Genomic DNA, 18021 nt, shown 5'->3' with positions numbered 1-18021 from the left:
GCTACGATATACTTTAACGTCCGTAAAATTTAGTTGCTATGGAATAAACAATGGAAAGTCAGTTTCAATTAACAAATAGTAAAGAGATTATTGCTTATTTAGCTCAACAATTCCCGAATTGTTTTACCCTTGAAGGTGAAGCAAAACCATTAAAAATTGGTATTTTTCAAGATATCCTGTCTCGTCTGGATAATAGTGACATAATTAGTAAAACTAAACTTCGAGCGGCATTGCGTGCATACACCATGAGTTGGCGCTACTTGTATAGTATAAAAGCAGGGGCTAACCGTGTTGACTTAGATGGCAACCCTCATGAAGTCATCAATCAAGAACAGATGGATCATGCTCAACAACAGTTGAAAGATAGCAAAGAAAAGGCTAAAGCGCGCTTTAAAGAACGCGCAAAAGAAAAACGTAAAACGGCTCGTGCACCATTTAAAAAATCCAAAACTCCAAAAATTGGTGATTTTGTTAAAGTTATTGTAGGCAATAAACCTATAAAAGTACAAATAATTAATATTGAAAAAGAGCATATTAAAGTAAAGGTTGGCGCAGGTATGGAATTAACGGTGAAACCTGAACACATTATCAATAAGTAGAGAATTTGAATGAATAAATTACTGAAAGGTATTATTGCACTTAGTCTTGTTTTTGGTATTGTTAGCCAAAACGTTCAGGCAAAACCGCAAGCTAAAGAACAAATCCCCGTTTTAAAGCAAGATGAGATTCATCAGGTTGTCGCTAAACGTGTAACCAATTTTTTTACTCAATCACATTACCGCAATTTTGCCTTAGATGGAGTTTTTTCTGCTCAGATTTTTGATCGCTATTTCAAATTATTAGATGGAAATAAATCCATATTTATTCAAGGTGATGTTGATAAATTCCGAAACAGACAAGAGTTTTTAGGTCAGGAATTAATTGACGGTAATCTAAAAACGGCTTATGACATCTATAATCTTTTTTTACTAAAACGTTATAACCGTTATCAATATGCACTGGAAGTTTTACAGCGTCCTATGGATTTTTCTGCCAATGATGAAGTTGATTTCAATCGTGAAGAAATTGCATGGCCGACTTCTGAAGCTGAACTCAATACCTATTGGGACAAACGCGTTAAATATGACGAGCTCAGTTTATCCTTATCAGGAAAAAATGAAAAACAGATCCGAGAAGTATTAACTAAACGTTACAAACGTGTTTTGAAAACGATAATGCAATCAAATAATGAAGATGCTTTCCAAGTATTTATGAATGCATTTGCAAGAGAGATCGATCCTCATACTAGTTACTTAGCACCACGTAAAAAACGTGATTTTGATTCTGAAATGAGTTTATCATTTGAAGGCATTGGTGCAACATTAAGTCAGCAAGACGACTATACTGTGATTATGTCTTTTGTCACTGGCGGACCTGCTGAAAAAAGTAAGTTGTTTTCCGTTGGCGATAAAATTATTGGCGTAGGTCAAAGCAATTCTGCAATTGAAGATGTTATTGGTTGGCGTTTAGATGATATTGTCGATAAAATTCGTGGACCAAAAGGGACTATAGTTAAGTTAGAAATTTTACCAGCAGGTAACAATAGTAAGGCCAAAGTCATTGAGCTTACTCGTGATAAAATTCATTTTGAAGATCGTGAAGCGAAATTGAAGATCATTGATAATCAGCGCGGTAAAGTAGGGGTTATTGAAATACCGAGTTTCTACATGGGATTAACCGAAAAAGTGGAATCTCTTTTATCGAAAGCAAATAAAGAAAATTTGCAAGGTCTGGTTATTGATTTACGTGATAATGGTGGTGGTTCATTAGCGGAAGTTATCACTTTAACTGGTTTGTTTATTGATAGTGGGCCTGTTGTTCAAGTTCGAGACAATTTGCAAAAAGTCATTACTTATGATGATAAAAATAAAGGTATCGAATATACCGGACCGCTTGTTGTAATGGTTAATCGCTATAGTGCATCAGCATCAGAAATATTTTCTGCTGCTATGCAAGATTATGGGCGCGCATTAATCGTTGGTGAAACGACTTATGGTAAAGGAACTGTACAAACTTCTCGTAACATTTCTTATCCAGTTGATGCAAGATTACATCCAAATTGGCCTGAACTGGGCGGTGCTCAATACACTGTACAGAAGTTTTATCGTATCAATGGCGGTAGTACACAATTGAAAGGTGTTGAGCCGGACATTGAAATGAATAAAGTTAAGTATGTTGATGAAACAGGTGAGCGGTTCTTAGACAATGCGTTACCTTGGGATAAAATACCATCAGCTAATTACTTGGTTCTTGCCAATATTAAGTCATTGTTACCTGATTTAGAATCGCAACATTTGGCTAGAATTTCAAAAAATCCTGAATTTATCTATATTGATGAAGATATTAAGCGGTTTAATGATAAAAAAGATCGTCAATATATTGTTTCGCTTAATAAGAAAAAACGAGAAGCAGAACAAAAAACTAATGATGATCGTGATTTAACAAGAATGAATGAACGTCTAAAGAAAGCAGGTTTACCATCAATTACTAAATTAGATGATTTACCTAAGGATTATAAACAACCCGATGCTTACTTAGATGAATCAATCGAGATACTTCTTGATTTTGCGTCTAAATATCCAAAACTTGAAAGTAGTGGCGCTATTAACAAGATTATTTCGTTTGATTTGCCAATCGAAAAGACTAATTAATAATAAAAAATAATTGGAGATAATAAAATGTGTTCAGATATAAAATATGCTTTGCTCACAACAGTTAGTATACTCGCTGTTTTGGCCACATTTGGTATTATTGTTTGTATGAATTAAAAAAGCTTGATTAATTATCTTGTGATCATTATAGTATGCAACCTGCTTGAAAAAGCAGGTTCTAATAATTAGGTGAGGTGTCCGAGTGGTTGAAGGAGCACGCCTGGAAAGTGTGTATACGGCAACGTATCAAGGGTTCGAATCCCTTCCTCACCGCCATAAATAGTTAGTCATCAAAGGGTGGGACTTCAAGTTCAACATTGTTGTTAGGGGTATACTGTCAAGATTACTCTAGCAAAACCCCCATTGAAGGCCGTCGCCTAGAATGATAAATAACGCCTTCCTCTCCTAAAGCATTTGGAGTCATTATGGAAAACTTACGCACAGTTCAGGACTTTATACGCTGGACAGCATCGCAACTTAATCTATCAGAAGTCTTTTTAGGACATGGTACAGATAATCCTATTGATGAATCTAAACAACTGATTTTAGCAACATTAGGGCTATCGTTATTTATTCCTACGGAATTTTATTCTGCAAATCTGACTAATGACGAAAAAAATCAACTTTTTGATGTTATTCAAAAACGAATTAAAGATCGTGTGCCAACCCCTTATTTAACTAATCAAGCTTGGTTTTGTGGCCATTCTTTTTACGTTGATGAACGTGTATTAATTCCTCGTTCTCCTATTGGTGAACTCATTAATAACCATTTTGAACAGCTAATATTTGCTGAGCCTAAAAATATTTTAGATTTGTGCACAGGCAGTGGTTGTATTGGTATTGCTTGTGCTTATGAGTTTGCTGATGCTCAAGTTGATATCACCGATATTTCATTAGAAGCATTAGATATTGCACAAACAAATATTGAAATGCACGAAATGGATTTTCGAGTTACGCCTATTTTGTCAGATCTATTTAATGATGTGCCTGTAAAACAATATGATCTCATTGTCACAAATCCACCTTATGTTGATAGTGAAGATATGAGTGATTTGCCAGATGAGTTTTTATATGAACCGAGGTTAGCATTAGAGGCGGGTTTTGATGGTTTAGATTTGGTAAAAACAATTTTACGAGATGCAATAGATTATTTAGCTCCAGCGGGTATATTAGTTTGTGAAGTTGGTAATAGCTGGATTAGCTTACAGCAACAATATCCAGATGTCCCATTTAATTGGATTGAATTTAAGCATGGTGGTCTGGGCGTGTTTGCGATCACTCGTGAAGAGTTGATTCAATATCATTACTGTTTTAAATAAGCGACTTTCAATAATTGGAATAAATTTATTATGGCTGGAAACTCAATCGGAAAATTATTCAAAGTGACCACTTTTGGTGAATCACACGGCGTAGCATTAGGGTGTATTGTCGATGGCGTTCCACCTGGACTTGCATTAACTGAATCCGATATGCAACATGACCTTGACCGTCGTAGACCCGGCTCATCTCGTTATACTACTCAACGCCGAGAAGCCGATCGAGTCAAAATCTTATCAGGTGTATTTGAAGGTGTAACAACAGGGACAAGTATTGGATTACTTATTGAAAACACCGATCAACGTTCTCAAGATTATAGCAAAATTAAAGATATCTTTAGACCAAGCCATGCAGATTATACTTACCAAAATAAATATGGCATACGCGATTATCGTGGCGGCGGCCGTTCTTCTGCTCGTGAAACTGCCATGCGCGTTGCCGCTGGCGCGATTGCAAAAAAATATCTGCAAGAAAAGCTTGGCATAACCATTCGTGGTTATTTGGCTCAGATGGGCGATGTAAAATGCGAATTAAAAGATTGGCAACAAGTTGAACAAAATCCATTTTTTTGCGCTGATGAAAGCCAATTAGAGGCACTTGATCAGTTGCTCAGATCACTGAAAAAAGAGGGTGACTCAATTGGTGCTAAAGTCTGTATTGTTGCCGAAAATGTTCCAGTAGGATTTGGTGAACCCGTATTTGACAAATTAGATGCTGAACTTGCACATGCGTTAATGAGTATTAATGCAGTGAAGGGCGTTGAAATTGGTGATGGTTATGCGGTTGTTAATAAACGAGGCAGTGAAAATCGAGATGAAATAACCAAGCAAGGTTTTTTATCTAACCATGCTGGTGGTATTTTAGGGGGTATTAGCTCAGGACAAACGATATTAGCCAGTATCGCCTTAAAGCCAACACCAAGCATTGAAATTGCAGGGCAATCAATTAATATCCATGGCGAGGCCGTTGAAGTATCGACCCATGGTCGACATGATCCATGTGTAGGAATACGAGCCGTACCTATCGCTGAAGCGATGGTTGCTATAGTGCTAATGGATCATTATCTTCGCTATCGCGCTCAATGTAATGATGTCAATTCGCTATGAGTGATGAGTTACTTATCTTACTGTTTACTATTGCTATTTTAGCGGGTTTTATTGATTCAATTGCAGGTGGAGGTGGTTTATTAACCGTGCCTGCTTTACTTGCGGTTGGACTGCCGCCAGCCAGTGCTTTGGCGACTAATAAGCTACAAAGCTGTGGTGGTTCATTTTCTGCTAGTTTATATTTTATTCGTCAGCGAATGGTCGATTTAAAGCAGCAAAAGTGTTCAATCATGTGTGCTTTTGTTGGATCGGCAGTTGGAACATTGTCGGTTATGCATGTCCAAGCTGATTTTTTAAAGCTATTACTGCCTATTTTAACCATTGGCGTGGGACTTTATTTTTTGCTTTCTCCAACCATTGGTGAAAACGATCGTAAAAGTCGCTTTTCACTTATCCAATTTGCACTAATACCAGCTTTAGCAATTGGTTTTTATGATGGATTTTTTGGGCCTGGCGCGGGTTCATTTTATGCGTTAGCCTATATCACACTGGCTGGCTTTAATTTAACTAAAGCGACAGCACATACCAAAGTGTTAAACTTCACTTCAAATTTAGCTGGTTTACTGTTTTTTATTGTTGGTGGTGAAGTGATATGGTCAATTGGACTTATCATGTTAGTTGGTCAATTTATAGGTGCAAGACTTGGTGCTAAGATGGTCATTGCTAAAGGTCGCAAATTAATCAGACCTATGCTAATTACTGTTTCAACGCTTATGGGTATAAAATTAATTTACGAAAACTTCTTTTAATTGCTCACCATTTTAATCATTACTATTTATTTTTCATCACTATTTTACAATAGCACAACAAAATCGTTGTTAAAAACTTTCAGGAAAGTATGTGTTTGAGTATAAAAACGTTAACAATTATTTACTTCACTTAAATATGATTTAGTATATATTTGTGTTAAGCAAGATAGTTTGTGTTAAGGCATTAACTGATATTATGAAACTTCAACAACTACGTTATATTTTAGAAATTGCACGTTCCGGCTCAATTAATGAGGCTGCTAAAAATTTGTACATTACACAACCGAGTTTATCAACGGCGGTAAAAGATTTAGAAGCCGAATTTGGTATTGAGATTTTTGTACGTACTTCCAAAGGCGTTTCACTTTCGACCGATGGTGTTGAGTTTTTAGGTTATGCTAAACAAGTCTTAGATCAGGCTGAGCTATTGGAACAACATTATTCAAAAAAAGTACCTTCTAAGCAGCTATGTAGTATATCAACCCAACATTATGCTTTTGCAGTTAATGCTTTTGTTAATTTAATTAAAAAAAATCATACAGATGAATACGAGTTTACGCTTAGGGAAACAAGAACATACGATATTATCACCGACGTCGCCAATTTACGCAGCGAAGTTGGCATCTTATATTTGACTGATTTTAACCAAAAGGTAATTTTGCGACTACTGAAAGAACATCGATTGACCTTTAATCCACTTTTTGAAGCGCATCCTCATGTATTTATTAGTACTCATCATCCATTAGCGGGAATGAAGTCATTAACATTAGATGATTTAGAGGATTATCCTTATCTCTCTTTCGAGCAGGGGGAGTATAATTCGTTTTATTTTTCAGAAGAGATTTTAAGTACGGTTTACCATAAAAAAAGTATTCATGTGAGTGATAGGGCAACTTTGTTTAATCTATTGCATGGACTTAATGGTTATACCATTAGTACAGGAGTGTTAAGTACGGATTTAAATGGTTCTGATATTTTATCAATACCTTTAGATGTAGATGAAAAAATCCTAATTGGTTGGATCACATCACAAAAAGCTCAATTGAGTCTATCAGCCCAAAATTATATTGAGGCGTTAAAAAAACTTATTCAAGAAGAATATGGTTTTCAACTCAAGTAAACCCTGTGGTTAACTAAGTAAATCAAATTGCTATTTTAACAAATTTCAGTATAATTACGCAGTTCATATATTCTTATATGAATATTGAGGAATGTCTGAATTAGAGATCGGTCATTCTATATTTTATATTTATTTGAAGAGGTTTATTATGTCTCTAACTGTAGAAGCTAAAGCGAAAATCGTTGCTGAATATGGTCGTGGTACTAACGATACAGGTTCAACTGAAGTTCAAGTTGCTCTTTTAACTGCGCGTATTAATGATTTACAAGGTCATTTTTCTGAGCACAAAAAAGATCACCATAGCCGTCGCGGTCTATTACGTATGGTGTCTAGCCGTCGTAAATTATTAGATTATTTACGTCGTAAAGATATCGAGCGTTATAGCCAATTAATTAAAAAGCTAGGTTTACGTCGCTAATTTATAATCTACTTGAAAAGAGGCTTAGGCCTCTTTTTCGTTGTGAAAAATTGGCACTCTGATATAATGCAGAGCTCGAAAAAAAATTAGTATTTTATGTAAGTCAACAAAGTAAAGATTGTATCTCATGTTTCGCGCGACTAATGAGAGCTCTATAATTTATAGATTTGTCATTAGTCGTGACAGTGAAATAATCTTTTTGTTGAATTTATCCCCACATTGTTGAAGAGAGTATCAATAAGTGCAGCATAATGCTGCTTCCTGTCGAAATATCAAACTTCAACATAATAAATAACAAGAGGACATTATTTTGTTTAATCCGACTCATCAAAAATTCCAATATGGCCGTCATACTGTGACTTTAGAAACAGGTATTATGGCTCGTCAAGCAACTGCTGCGGTTATGGTTAATATGGATGATACCGCTGTATTTGTTACCGTTGTTGCCAATAAAAAAGTGAAAGAAGGCCAAGACTTCTTCCCGCTAACAGTTAATTACCAAGAACGTACCTATGCAGCAGGGCGTATTCCTGGTGGTTTTTTTAAACGAGAAGGTCGTCCAAGTGAAGGCGAAACCTTAATTGCACGTTTGATTGACCGTCCACTTCGCCCATTATTCCCTGAAGGGTTTGTTAATGAAATCCAAATTATTGCAACCGTGGTTTCAGTAAATCCTGATGTGAGCCCAGACTTAGTTGCTATGATTGGTGCTTCTGCTGCGCTTTGCTTATCAGGTGTGCCATTCCATGGTCCTATCGGTGCTGCGCGTGTAGGCTTTATTAATGATGAATTTGTCTTAAATCCATCTGTAAAAGAACTGGCTACAAGTCGTTTAGATTTAGTGGTTGCTGGAACTAAAAGTGCAGTATTAATGGTTGAATCTGAAGCTGATTTACTTACTGAAGATCAAATGTTAGCGGCGGTGGTATTTGGTCATGAACAACAACAAGTTGTTATTGACAATATTAATGAATTTGTAAAAAAAGCCAATTGCGAAAAATGGGATTGGGTAGCACCAGCTAAAAACGAAGTGCTATATAATGCCATTGTTGAACTCGCTAAAGAGCGCTTAGGTGAAGCTTATCGTATAACCGAAAAGCAAGCGCGTTATGCTCAAATCGATTTAATCAAAGAAGAAGTATTAGCCGCACTAAAAGAACAAAATGAAGAAGTTGATGAAAACGAAGTGCTTAATATTATCGTCGATTTAGAAAGCCAAATTGTTCGTAAACGTGTTATTGCGGGCGAACCTCGTATTGATGGTCGCGAAAAAGATATGATTCGTGCACTTGATATCCGCACGGGTGTTTTACCAAGAACGCATGGTAGTGCACTGTTTACACGTGGCGAAACCCAAGCATTAGTCACCGCAACATTAGGTACAGAACGTGATGCACAAATCATTGATGAACTAACGGGTGAATATACTGAACGTTTTTTACTTCATTACAATTTTCCTCCATATTCTGTTGGCGAAACAGGTATGGTTGGATCACCAAAACGTCGTGAAATCGGTCATGGTCGCTTAGCTAAACGTGGCGTTGCGGCAGTAATGCCAAGTCGTGAAGAATTTCCATACACTGTTCGAGTGGTATCAGAAATTACCGAATCAAATGGTTCATCTTCAATGGCTTCTGTTTGTGGTGCTTCACTTGCGCTTATGGATGCCGGCGTGCCAATTAAATCATCTGTTGCTGGTATTGCGATGGGGCTGGTCAAAGAAGGCGATCAATTTGTGGTATTGTCAGATATTCTTGGTGATGAAGATCATCTTGGTGATATGGACTTTAAAGTAGCTGGTACGCGTGAAGGTGTTAGTGCATTACAAATGGATATCAAAATTGAAGGTATCACTAAAGAAATTATGCAAGTAGCGCTTAATCAAGCAAAAGGTGCACGTTTACACATTTTAGGTGTAATGGAGCAAGCAATTAATAAACCTCGTCAAGAAATTTCGGAATTTGCACCGCGTATTTATACGATGAATGTTAATCCTGATAAAATCCGCGATATTATCGGTAAAGGTGGGGCAACTATTCGCGCCTTAACTGAAGAAACAGGGACGACTATTGAAATTACTGACGATGGTACAGTTAAGATTGCAGCTTCAGATGGCAATAAAGCGAAAGATGCCATGGCACGCATTACTAATTTAGTTGCTGATGTCGAAATTGGTAAAATTTATACAGGAAAAGTTACTAGAATCGTTGATTTTGGTGCTTTCGTATCTGTTATTGGCGGGAAAGAAGGACTTGTCCATGTTTCTCAAATTGCTGATCATCGAGTCGAAAAAGTGGCTGATTATTTAAAAATAGGTCAAGAAGTGAATGTAAAAGTACTCGAAATTGATCGCCAAGGCAGAATCCGTTTAAGCATGAAAGATGCTGTTGAGTCGGCAGTAGATGTTGCTCCGACAGCAGAATAAAACTGTGATTCACTAGGCTAGGGGGGTAAAAGTGAAATTATTCAACCTGAGGGCTGTATACTGCTTTTTGCTAGCTGTTATTCTTTTGTCGGGTTGTTCTCACTCTCAGCCTTTGCTGGCTGTTCCTGAGCAGGTTTCATATGATGACGAATTAAAAATTGCTCAGATCAGCCAACAGTTATCACGAAAAGATCTTGATACTGTAACGCGAATGCAACTTATCTTTGAGCGTGGTATTGTTTACGATTCATTAGGTTTTAAAGCCTTTGCCCAAAGCGATTTTTCGTATTTGTTAAATTTTAATCCAGAAATCCCTGATGTTTATAATTTTTTAGGGACTTATGCGCTCAGAGAAGGTAATTTTGATGAAGCTTTAACATCGTTTAATACAACGTTAGAGCTTGATCCTACTTATGCTTATGCTTACTTAAATCGTGCAATTGCGTTATATCGTACAGGGCATTATCAAGCTGCTGAGCGCGATGCATTGCAGTTTTATCAATATGATGTGAATGAACCTATCAGGATTTTATGGCTTTATCTGATTGAGAAGGAGATCAACAATAAAGCTGCCCAAAATGAGCTACAAAAACGTTATGATCTGATTAATGATAAAACGATTTATAGTGGCAATATTATTGCATTTTATTTAGACAAAATAAGTGAGTCTAAATTAATGCAGAATCTTCAACAAGGTGCTGAAAATAATCGGCAGTTAGCCGAGCGCCTTTGTGAAGCCTACTTTTACTTAGGAAAATATTATCAAAGTAAAGGTAACAACGAGCGTGCCAAAATGTTATTTAAATATGCTTTAGCCAATAATATTTATAACTATGTTGAACATCAACAGGCACTCTATGAAATGAAGTTACTTGAAGAAAAGTAACAAGGGTCATGCCAGTTTTAAAAGTGAAAATATTGTTATAGCGTAGTTCTGATTTGCCAAATAATATATTCTCAACATTTGTCATGCAGATAACTTTATCTTAGATTATATAAGCATTAATTAGCTTTAAATTTAAGTTGTTTCTATATCGAATAGTTGTTGAGTCAATATCGGCAGTTAGTTATTGGGGTGAGTTGTAAATTTTCAATTTAGTGAGCTGGCATAAATTTATATCTGCTTTCTTTATTTGGTTTAGCAAAAATAAGAGAAATCTTAATTGATATTAGTTAATCATTATTAATTTTTTTGCTAACTAAATAAGCAAGCTTATATATTCAAAGTTTATAAGCGAGTTTACATGACAAAAGACGTTTCTTTTATTGACCTTGGTTTATCCGAGGATATCCTTAATGCATTAAATGATCTTGGTTTTAGCAAACCATCACCTATTCAATCTGAATGTATACCTCTATTATTAGAAGGTAACGATGTATTGGGTATGGCGCAAACGGGTAGTGGTAAAACTGCCGCATTTTCAATCCCTTTCTTAATGAATATTGATGCAAGCTTAAAAGCACCACAACTTTTAGTTCTAGCGCCAACACGCGAGCTGGCTATGCAAGTTGCAGATGCTTGTTCTGAATATTCAAAATATATGAAAGGCGTAAAAGTACTAGCTTTATATGGCGGGCAGCGTTATGACGTGCAATTACGTGCGTTAAAACAAGGGCCACAAATAGTGGTTGGTACACCAGGGCGTTTGCTTGATCACTTAAATCGTAAAACACTAGATCTTTCCAATTTGAAAGGTTTAGTGCTTGATGAAGCTGACGAAATGTTAAGAATGGGCTTTATTGATGATGTTGAAAGCATCATGGCAACGATTCCCGAAAATCATCAAACAGCATTATTTTCAGCAACGATGCCAGCACCAATTCGTCGTATTACTAAACGATTTATGCATAATCCAAAAGAAGTTCAAATTAAAGGTACTAATCAAACAGCGCCTGATATTGACCAAAGTTATTGGCTTGTTCGAGGTATGCGTAAAAATGAAGCGATTGTTCGCTTTTTAGAAGCTGAAGATTTTGATGCAGCGATTATTTTTGTTCGAACAAAATCGGCTACTTTAGATGTGGCAGAAGTGCTTGAAAAACACGGTTATAGTTGTGCCGCTTTAAATGGCGATATGACACAACAACTGCGTGAACAAACATTAGATCGTTTACGTAATGGTCGATTAGATATATTAATCGCAACCGATGTTGCGGCACGTGGTTTAGATGTTGAGCGCATCAGCTTAGTTATCAATTATGATATTACGTTAGATTCAGAATCTTATGTTCACCGTATCGGACGTACTGGTCGAGCTGGCCGAGCAGGTCGTGCTATTTTATTTGTTGATAGCCGTGAACGTCGCTTGCTTAAAAATATCGAACATACCATAAAAAAACCAATCCCAGAAGTTGGATTGCCATCTAAAGAGTTGCTGGAAAAACGTCGTTTAGCTAAATTTACGGAGCAAGTCCAAAAACAGTTAGAAAGTAGTGATTTAGATCAATACCAAAATTTATTAGCGCAAATACAAGCCGAAAGTGGTGCTGATCTTGAAACAATTGCAACTGCATTGCTCAAATTAGCGCAAGGTGAACGTCCGCTGATTCTTCCTCCTGATCCGGTATTTAAGCCATCTCGTGACACTCGTGATCGAGATAACCGTGGTGGTGAGCGCCGCCTACGCGGAGATAATCGCGAAACACCAAAACGTCGTGAGCGTCGCGATGTGGGTGATATGGATATGTATCGTATCGAACTTGGTAAAGAAAACGGTATTGAAGTGCGGCATATCGTTGGTGCAATTGCCAATGAGGCCGATATTAGTAGCCGTTATATTGGCAATATCAAACTTTATGATACTTATTCAACTGTTGAATTACCAAAAGGCATGCCAAAAGACATATTAAAACACTTTGAAAAAGTAAGAGTTCTTAATCAGCCAATGAAAATGAGTTTGGTTAATGGCACAATGTCTGAATCTAAGCGAAACCGTAAAGGTAGCAAATCTGATACATCAGATAAAGGATTTGCTAAAAAACGCGGTCGTCCTTCAGCGCCTAAATTTTAATAATGTAACCTCTGCCGTCTGGCAGAGGTTTGTTCACTCCATCTTATTTGCACAACTATTGTCAAAGTAGTTTATTGTTATATTCTGCCAACATTTATTCAGAAAACTAATTATATGACTGCTAGGAAAACAATAGGTTGTTTACACTTCATGATGAATCATCCAAAAAGCCCATAAAACGTTTTACCTGCAATCACTTAAACTTTTCGTTTTCTATCTTTTGACTTACCCATTTATTTTAGGGCTAGTTGATTTCGTGAATTTCTGATGGATACGATGCGAGCACACGTTTAACAAATGAGAGATGGCAAAGCCTCAATTAATCGCGAAACGGTATAGAATCCTGAATATTTTTTACAAAAAATATAACCTAAAAGATGAATAGTTGGGTAAATATCCGATAGTGAGCACACAACTCACCTAGAAAACGATGCTATCTGTTTTCGTGTTTAATATGCAATGTGAGTCATGTTATTGAATGTTTAATGGAGTCTTTCAGTACGATAAATTGTTGGACGATTAACCATAAAGTAGTTAGCCAAATTGATGACGGTGATTTTTTTATGAGATAAGCGCCGTATCGCTTGTTTGGAAGACGCGTTATACAGTCATTTTTCAAATTACGCTAAACAACGCAAGTAATTCCGATATATGCCTTAAAAACTCAATCAAAATTTGTTAGAGCGGTTAGTTATCAAGTTATTATAAATAACTAAAACAAAACAGCGTTAGTACTTTGCCCTAAGTTATGATTAAGAGTATACTATGAATCATATCAACTGGTAATAGAGGTGTAGAGCATGACAGATTCTTTAAACAAATGTAAAGCAAACGAAACAGCCGCATGTTGTTGTGTGGATGTGGGTACAATAATTGACAATGAAGATTGTAGCGCTGAATATGAGTGCGTTTTTGCGACAGAATCTGAAGCTCAACAAAAGTTGGCATCATTAACACAAGCTGCCAAAGATGTTGAAACTGAGCCTTGCCAAATTGAGAGCAATATTGAAAAAATTAATGATGGCTTTAAATTAACAGTAAAATTCACTTTTTGCTGTGGTGCAGAATCCATGATTTTCCAATTAAAATTACGTTAATTAAATATTGATGAAAGTTTGTATTATGAGACATGGTGAAGCAGGATTTTCTGCTTCATCAGATTCAAGTCGGACATTAACAAATTATGGTATTATTCAGTCAAATCAAGCTGGAATATGGCTTAAACAGCAAAATTATCAATTTGATTTTGGCTTAGTGAGTCCTTATCTACGAGCACAACAAACATTGACAGAATTATCATCGCATGTTCGTGTCGATAAAGTTGAAACTAATCGATTTTTAGTACCTAGTGGTAGCCCATCTCATATTGTTGACGTATTAACATTATTGTTAGCCGATGGGATTGAAAATGTGATTGTGGTATCACATTTGCCATTAGTTGGATATTTAGTTAATGAACTTTGTCCACAAGTCTCTCCGCCTATGTTTCCTACTGCTGCAATTGCTTGTATTAATTTATTGCCAGAATCTGCGGGAAAGCTTGAATGGTTTTATCAAGCAGAGTAAAAAAACTCAATCTTTTTGATTTACCTTTAACTGGTCGAACCTTAATTGAAGCATCGGCAGGAACCGGTAAAACTTATTCGCTCGCCTTTATTTATTTAAGATTATTGCTTGGTATTGGTCAAAATAGTTATCCAAGACCCTTAGACGTTAATGAAATTTTGGTTGTTACTTTTACTAAAGCTGCAACTCAAGAACTACGTTCACGGATAAGACAAAATATTCAAGAATTACGAATTGGACTACAACAACAGCAGCATAAAGATCCGATTTATCAACAACTCATTGAGTTAATCGATGATCACAAATTAGCAATACAACGACTTACTGTAGCTCAACAATCAATGGATGACGCGGCAATTTATACTATTCATAGTTTTTGTCAGCGTATATTAACTAGCCATGCGTTTGAGTCAGGTGTTTTATTTGAACAAAAGCTAATTTCTGATGAATCTCAACTGAAATTAAGGGTAACACAAGAGTTTTGGCGTCACTATTTTACGCCACTTGATAAACAGCTTGCTTATTTGGTACTTGCTACATGGCAAGATCCAGCTGCATTATTAAAAGATATCACACCTTATTTAGGTTTAAATCTTAACAATACTAACAAGTTAAATCCAGATATCGGTACAACAATTAAGGCGTTTTATCTAAAAAATTATGAAATAATTGAAAATGTTAAAAAGTCTTGGTTAGATTTATCTGATGAATTAGTCAATATCATTACTCAATCAGGTGTCAGCAAACAATCTTATAGTAGCCGACATTTACCCAATTGGGTAATAAAAGTATCAGCATGGGCTAACAGCGCAACTCAAACGTTTGAATTACCAGATGAACTTAAAAAATTTAAGCAATCGGTATTAATCGAAAAGACAAAAGAAGGAAAGAATGCGCCATGTCATTTTGTTTTTGAACAAATTGACGATCTATATACACAGTCGTTGGACTTGCGTAGCCAAATCTTAATGGATATTGTTAGCGTGATTCAAAAAGGGCTTTATGACGAAAAGCTCAAACATGGTGAAATGAGCTTTGATGATCTTATTGGGCAACTTAACCGCGCGTTACAAGCAAAAACAGGTAAACGATTAGCGCAATCTATAGCGTCAAAATACCGCGTTGCCTTGATTGATGAATTTCAAGATACCGATCCCACGCAGTACCAAATTTTTAACCGTATTTATGATAACCAACAGCCAGATCGAGGTTTACTCTTTATTGGCGATCCCAAACAAGCGATTTACAGCTTTCGGGGAGCTGATATATTCACTTATTTAAAAGCTAAACAATCGACTGGAGAAAATTATTTTACTATGGATGTCAACCATCGTTCATCGGTTTCGATGGTTAAAGCGGTTAATCAATTATTCGCTAATTGTAATAATCCATTTATATTTGAAGATATTCCATTTTTACCCATGGATGGGGCAAAAAGGAATCAACAAAAGTCTTTGCAAGTGAATAACCAAGAAGTTGCCGCACTCACAGCTTATTTATTGCCCGATGGCATTGCAACCAATACAGATTATCAAGAACATATAGCAAGTTGTTGTGCTAATCAAATTGTGTCTTTATTGTCTAATTCTTCAATATTAATTGATAATGAAGAAAAACAACGTCCTGTCACTACAGCTGATATTGCGATCTTAGTTCGCACAGGGCGTGAAGCCGAAATTATTCAACAAAAATTGTCCAATTACGGTGTTAAAAGTGTCTATTTATCAAACAATAGTAGTGTCTTTTCTTCAATTGAGGCCAATGATGTATTGAGTTTATTGCAAGCGGTCTTAATGCCTGAAAACGAAACAACATTAAGACTAGCATTAATGACATCATTATTAGGGCAAACCATGACTGAACTTGAACAAATCACTGACGATCAAGACAGATGGGAAAGTTTAGTTGAAGAGTTCAAACAATACCAAGCAATTTGGCAATATTATGGTGTATTAGTGATGTTACGCCGAATGATGAAAAAACGTCATTTAGCTGAAAACATATTAGCTCGCCAAGATGGTGAACGAACGTTAACCAATTTAATGCATTTAGGCGAGTTACTCCAAGAAGCATCAAATGAATTAGATAGTCCACATGCGTTAATTCGTTGGTTGACAAAACAAATAGTTAGCCCCGACCCTAATTTAGAAAATCACCAGCAACGCCTTGAAAGTGATGAAAACCTTGTCAAAATAATTACTATTCATAAATCCAAGGGGCTGGAATTCCCAATTGTTTGGTTGCCATTTATTTCGATGTATCGTGAGGCGGATAGTCAATTTTATCATGATAAAGACAATGACTATCAAACAACCTATGCATGGTTACTGACCGACGAAATTAAACAACAGATAGAAAATGAACGCCTTGCTGAAGATTTGCGGTTATTATATGTAGCAATGACCCGTTCAGTTTATCATTGCAGTATTGGGCTTGCTTCATTGAAGAAAAGTCAATCAGCGATTAATCATTTATTAAAAAATGAACTAAGATCAATTGCCAATATGGCCAATTTAGTTGAAGTACAATTACCGATAGAGAGCGAACAGTATATTTCTCAAATTTTACCAAGCCAATCATTATCGGCAAATGAGTTTTCGCGTAAGCTATCAAGCAGTTGGCGAGTCACAAGTTATACTGAATTACAAAAACATAATCATGCCATATTGGCTTACAATCCCGATATTATTAATGATTGGGATGAGCTCCAACTTGAACCTGCTAATGCTCCGTCAACCGATATACAATATGATATCCACCACTTTCCGAAAGGGGCATATGTGGGTACATTAATGCACAGCATTATGGAAGAGATCACACCAGATAACCTTGATGAATTATGTAATCAAATGGTAAAAAAACTCAATTTAGAGCCAGCATGGAGTGGTGTAGTAACGAATTGGATGCAACAAGTATTGACTACACCACTGCATGATCCAAATTTAATATTATCGCAAGTGTTAATGGGGCAACATATTAACGAATTACAATTTTATCTTCCTATACGCAAAACTGTAACTAGCCAGCAATTAGATAGTCTGTGCAAACAATATGATCGTTTATCAAGATTATGTCCTAAGTTAGATTTTGATTCGGTACAAGGCATGCTAAGAGGGTTTATTGATTTAGTCTTTAAATTCGAAGGGAAATATTATTTGGTTGATTATAAATCAAATTGGTTAGGTGAATGCGTTGATTCTTATAATCAAGAAGCACTAGAAAAAGTGATGTGTGAACATCGCTACGACCTACAATACCAACTTTACTGTTTAGCCTTGCATCGCTTTTTAAAAGGTCGTTTAGCCAATTACCAATATCAAACCCATTTTGGGGGCGTTTACTATCTGTTTTTGCGTGGTATGCCCGAGCATGGTATCTTTTACCATCTACCTGAGCAAGCGTTTATCGAAGAACTTGATAAGTTGTTTGAAGGGAATGTGTCAAATGAGCTATAAGAAGTTAAAACGCTCAGTGTTGAAAATAGATTAAATAACTAAAAATAAGGCACAAATAATGAGTGCCTTATTTTTTATCTAATTAGTTTTTTTAATTAACATGAACGGCTTTCTTTATTAAAAGACGCAATTCTTGTAAAAAATATTCAGGATTCTATACCGTT

General features: G+C 36.1%; 14 protein-coding genes and 1 tRNA gene. All 15 read left to right on the top strand.

Annotated features, from left to right (window positions below; translation table 11 throughout):
• Positions 1-50 precede the first annotated feature (50 nt).
• The 15 genes from proQ to recB all read left to right on the top strand — a co-directional run bounded on the left by proQ (position 51) and on the right by recB (position 17857).
• Complete coding sequence (proQ, locus tag A9G24_RS00630) at positions 51-599, top strand: RNA chaperone ProQ (protein ID WP_065637304.1); 549 nt, start codon at positions 51-53, stop codon at positions 597-599.
• A gap of 9 nt (positions 600-608) precedes the next feature.
• On the top strand, positions 609-2690 hold the full coding sequence (gene prc, locus A9G24_RS00625; protein ID WP_065637303.1) for a carboxy terminal-processing peptidase: 2082 nt from the start codon (positions 609-611) through the stop codon (positions 2688-2690).
• A 27-nt stretch (positions 2691-2717) separates the two neighbouring features.
• Positions 2718-2807 carry a cytochrome bd-I oxidase subunit CydH gene (cydH, locus tag A9G24_RS13255; RefSeq protein ID WP_141673013.1) on the top strand — a complete coding sequence of 30 codons (90 nt, stop codon included), beginning with the start codon at positions 2718-2720 and terminating at the stop codon, positions 2805-2807.
• A 71-nt stretch (positions 2808-2878) separates the two neighbouring features.
• Positions 2879-2966: transfer RNA gene (locus A9G24_RS00620), tRNA-Ser, on the top strand.
• Between the two features lie 149 nt (positions 2967-3115).
• Complete coding sequence (gene prmB / locus A9G24_RS00615) at positions 3116-4009, top strand: 50S ribosomal protein L3 N(5)-glutamine methyltransferase (protein WP_065637302.1); 894 nt, start codon at positions 3116-3118, stop codon at positions 4007-4009.
• A gap of 30 nt (positions 4010-4039) precedes the next feature.
• Positions 4040-5113 (top strand): chorismate synthase, encoded by a 1074-nt coding sequence (gene aroC, locus A9G24_RS00610; protein WP_065637301.1) that lies wholly within the window; start codon positions 4040-4042, stop codon positions 5111-5113.
• On the top strand, positions 5110-5862 hold the full coding sequence (locus tag A9G24_RS00605; protein WP_065637300.1) for a TSUP family transporter: 753 nt from the start codon (positions 5110-5112) through the stop codon (positions 5860-5862). Before aroC ends, A9G24_RS00605 begins: the two co-directional genes overlap by 4 nt.
• Positions 5863-6058: 196 nt before the next feature.
• Positions 6059-6982: a LysR family transcriptional regulator gene (locus A9G24_RS00600; RefSeq protein WP_065637299.1), complete on the top strand. Its 924-nt coding sequence runs from the start codon at positions 6059-6061 to the stop codon at positions 6980-6982.
• Positions 6983-7130: 148 nt separating this feature from the next.
• On the top strand, positions 7131-7400 hold the full coding sequence (gene rpsO, locus A9G24_RS00595; protein WP_065567223.1) for a 30S ribosomal protein S15: 270 nt from the start codon (positions 7131-7133) through the stop codon (positions 7398-7400).
• A gap of 310 nt (positions 7401-7710) precedes the next feature.
• Positions 7711-9825 carry a polyribonucleotide nucleotidyltransferase gene (gene pnp, locus A9G24_RS00590; protein ID WP_065637298.1) on the top strand — a complete coding sequence of 705 codons (2115 nt, stop codon included), beginning with the start codon at positions 7711-7713 and terminating at the stop codon, positions 9823-9825.
• Between the two features lie 31 nt (positions 9826-9856).
• Positions 9857-10711 (top strand): lipoprotein NlpI, encoded by an 855-nt coding sequence (gene nlpI, locus A9G24_RS00585; protein WP_065637297.1) that lies wholly within the window; start codon positions 9857-9859, stop codon positions 10709-10711.
• A 358-nt stretch (positions 10712-11069) separates the two neighbouring features.
• Positions 11070-12836, top strand: coding sequence for a DEAD/DEAH family ATP-dependent RNA helicase (locus A9G24_RS00580; protein WP_065637296.1), 1767 nt, complete (start codon positions 11070-11072; stop codon positions 12834-12836).
• 800 nt (positions 12837-13636) lie between these two features.
• The gene (locus A9G24_RS00575; protein ID WP_065637295.1) at positions 13637-13933 is read left to right on the top strand and encodes a YfcZ/YiiS family protein; all 297 of its coding nucleotides are present in this window, start codon (positions 13637-13639) and stop codon (positions 13931-13933) included.
• 25 nt (positions 13934-13958) lie between these two features.
• Complete coding sequence (gene sixA / locus A9G24_RS00570) at positions 13959-14402, top strand: phosphohistidine phosphatase SixA (RefSeq protein WP_218056170.1); 444 nt, start codon at positions 13959-13961, stop codon at positions 14400-14402.
• On the top strand, positions 14381-17857 hold the full coding sequence (gene recB / locus A9G24_RS00565) for an exodeoxyribonuclease V subunit beta (RefSeq protein WP_065637294.1): 3477 nt from the start codon (positions 14381-14383) through the stop codon (positions 17855-17857). The genes sixA and recB overlap by 22 nt, the downstream gene beginning before the upstream one ends.
• The last annotated feature ends 164 nt before the right edge of the window (positions 17858-18021 follow it).

The sequence above is a fragment of the Gilliamella sp. App6-5 genome (genome assembly GCF_001690525.1).
GTDB lineage: Bacteria > Pseudomonadota > Gammaproteobacteria > Enterobacterales > Orbaceae > Gilliamella > Gilliamella apicola_H.
The sequence above is the reverse complement of the archived record's forward strand: the minus strand, read 5'-3'. Positions and strand labels throughout refer to the sequence as shown.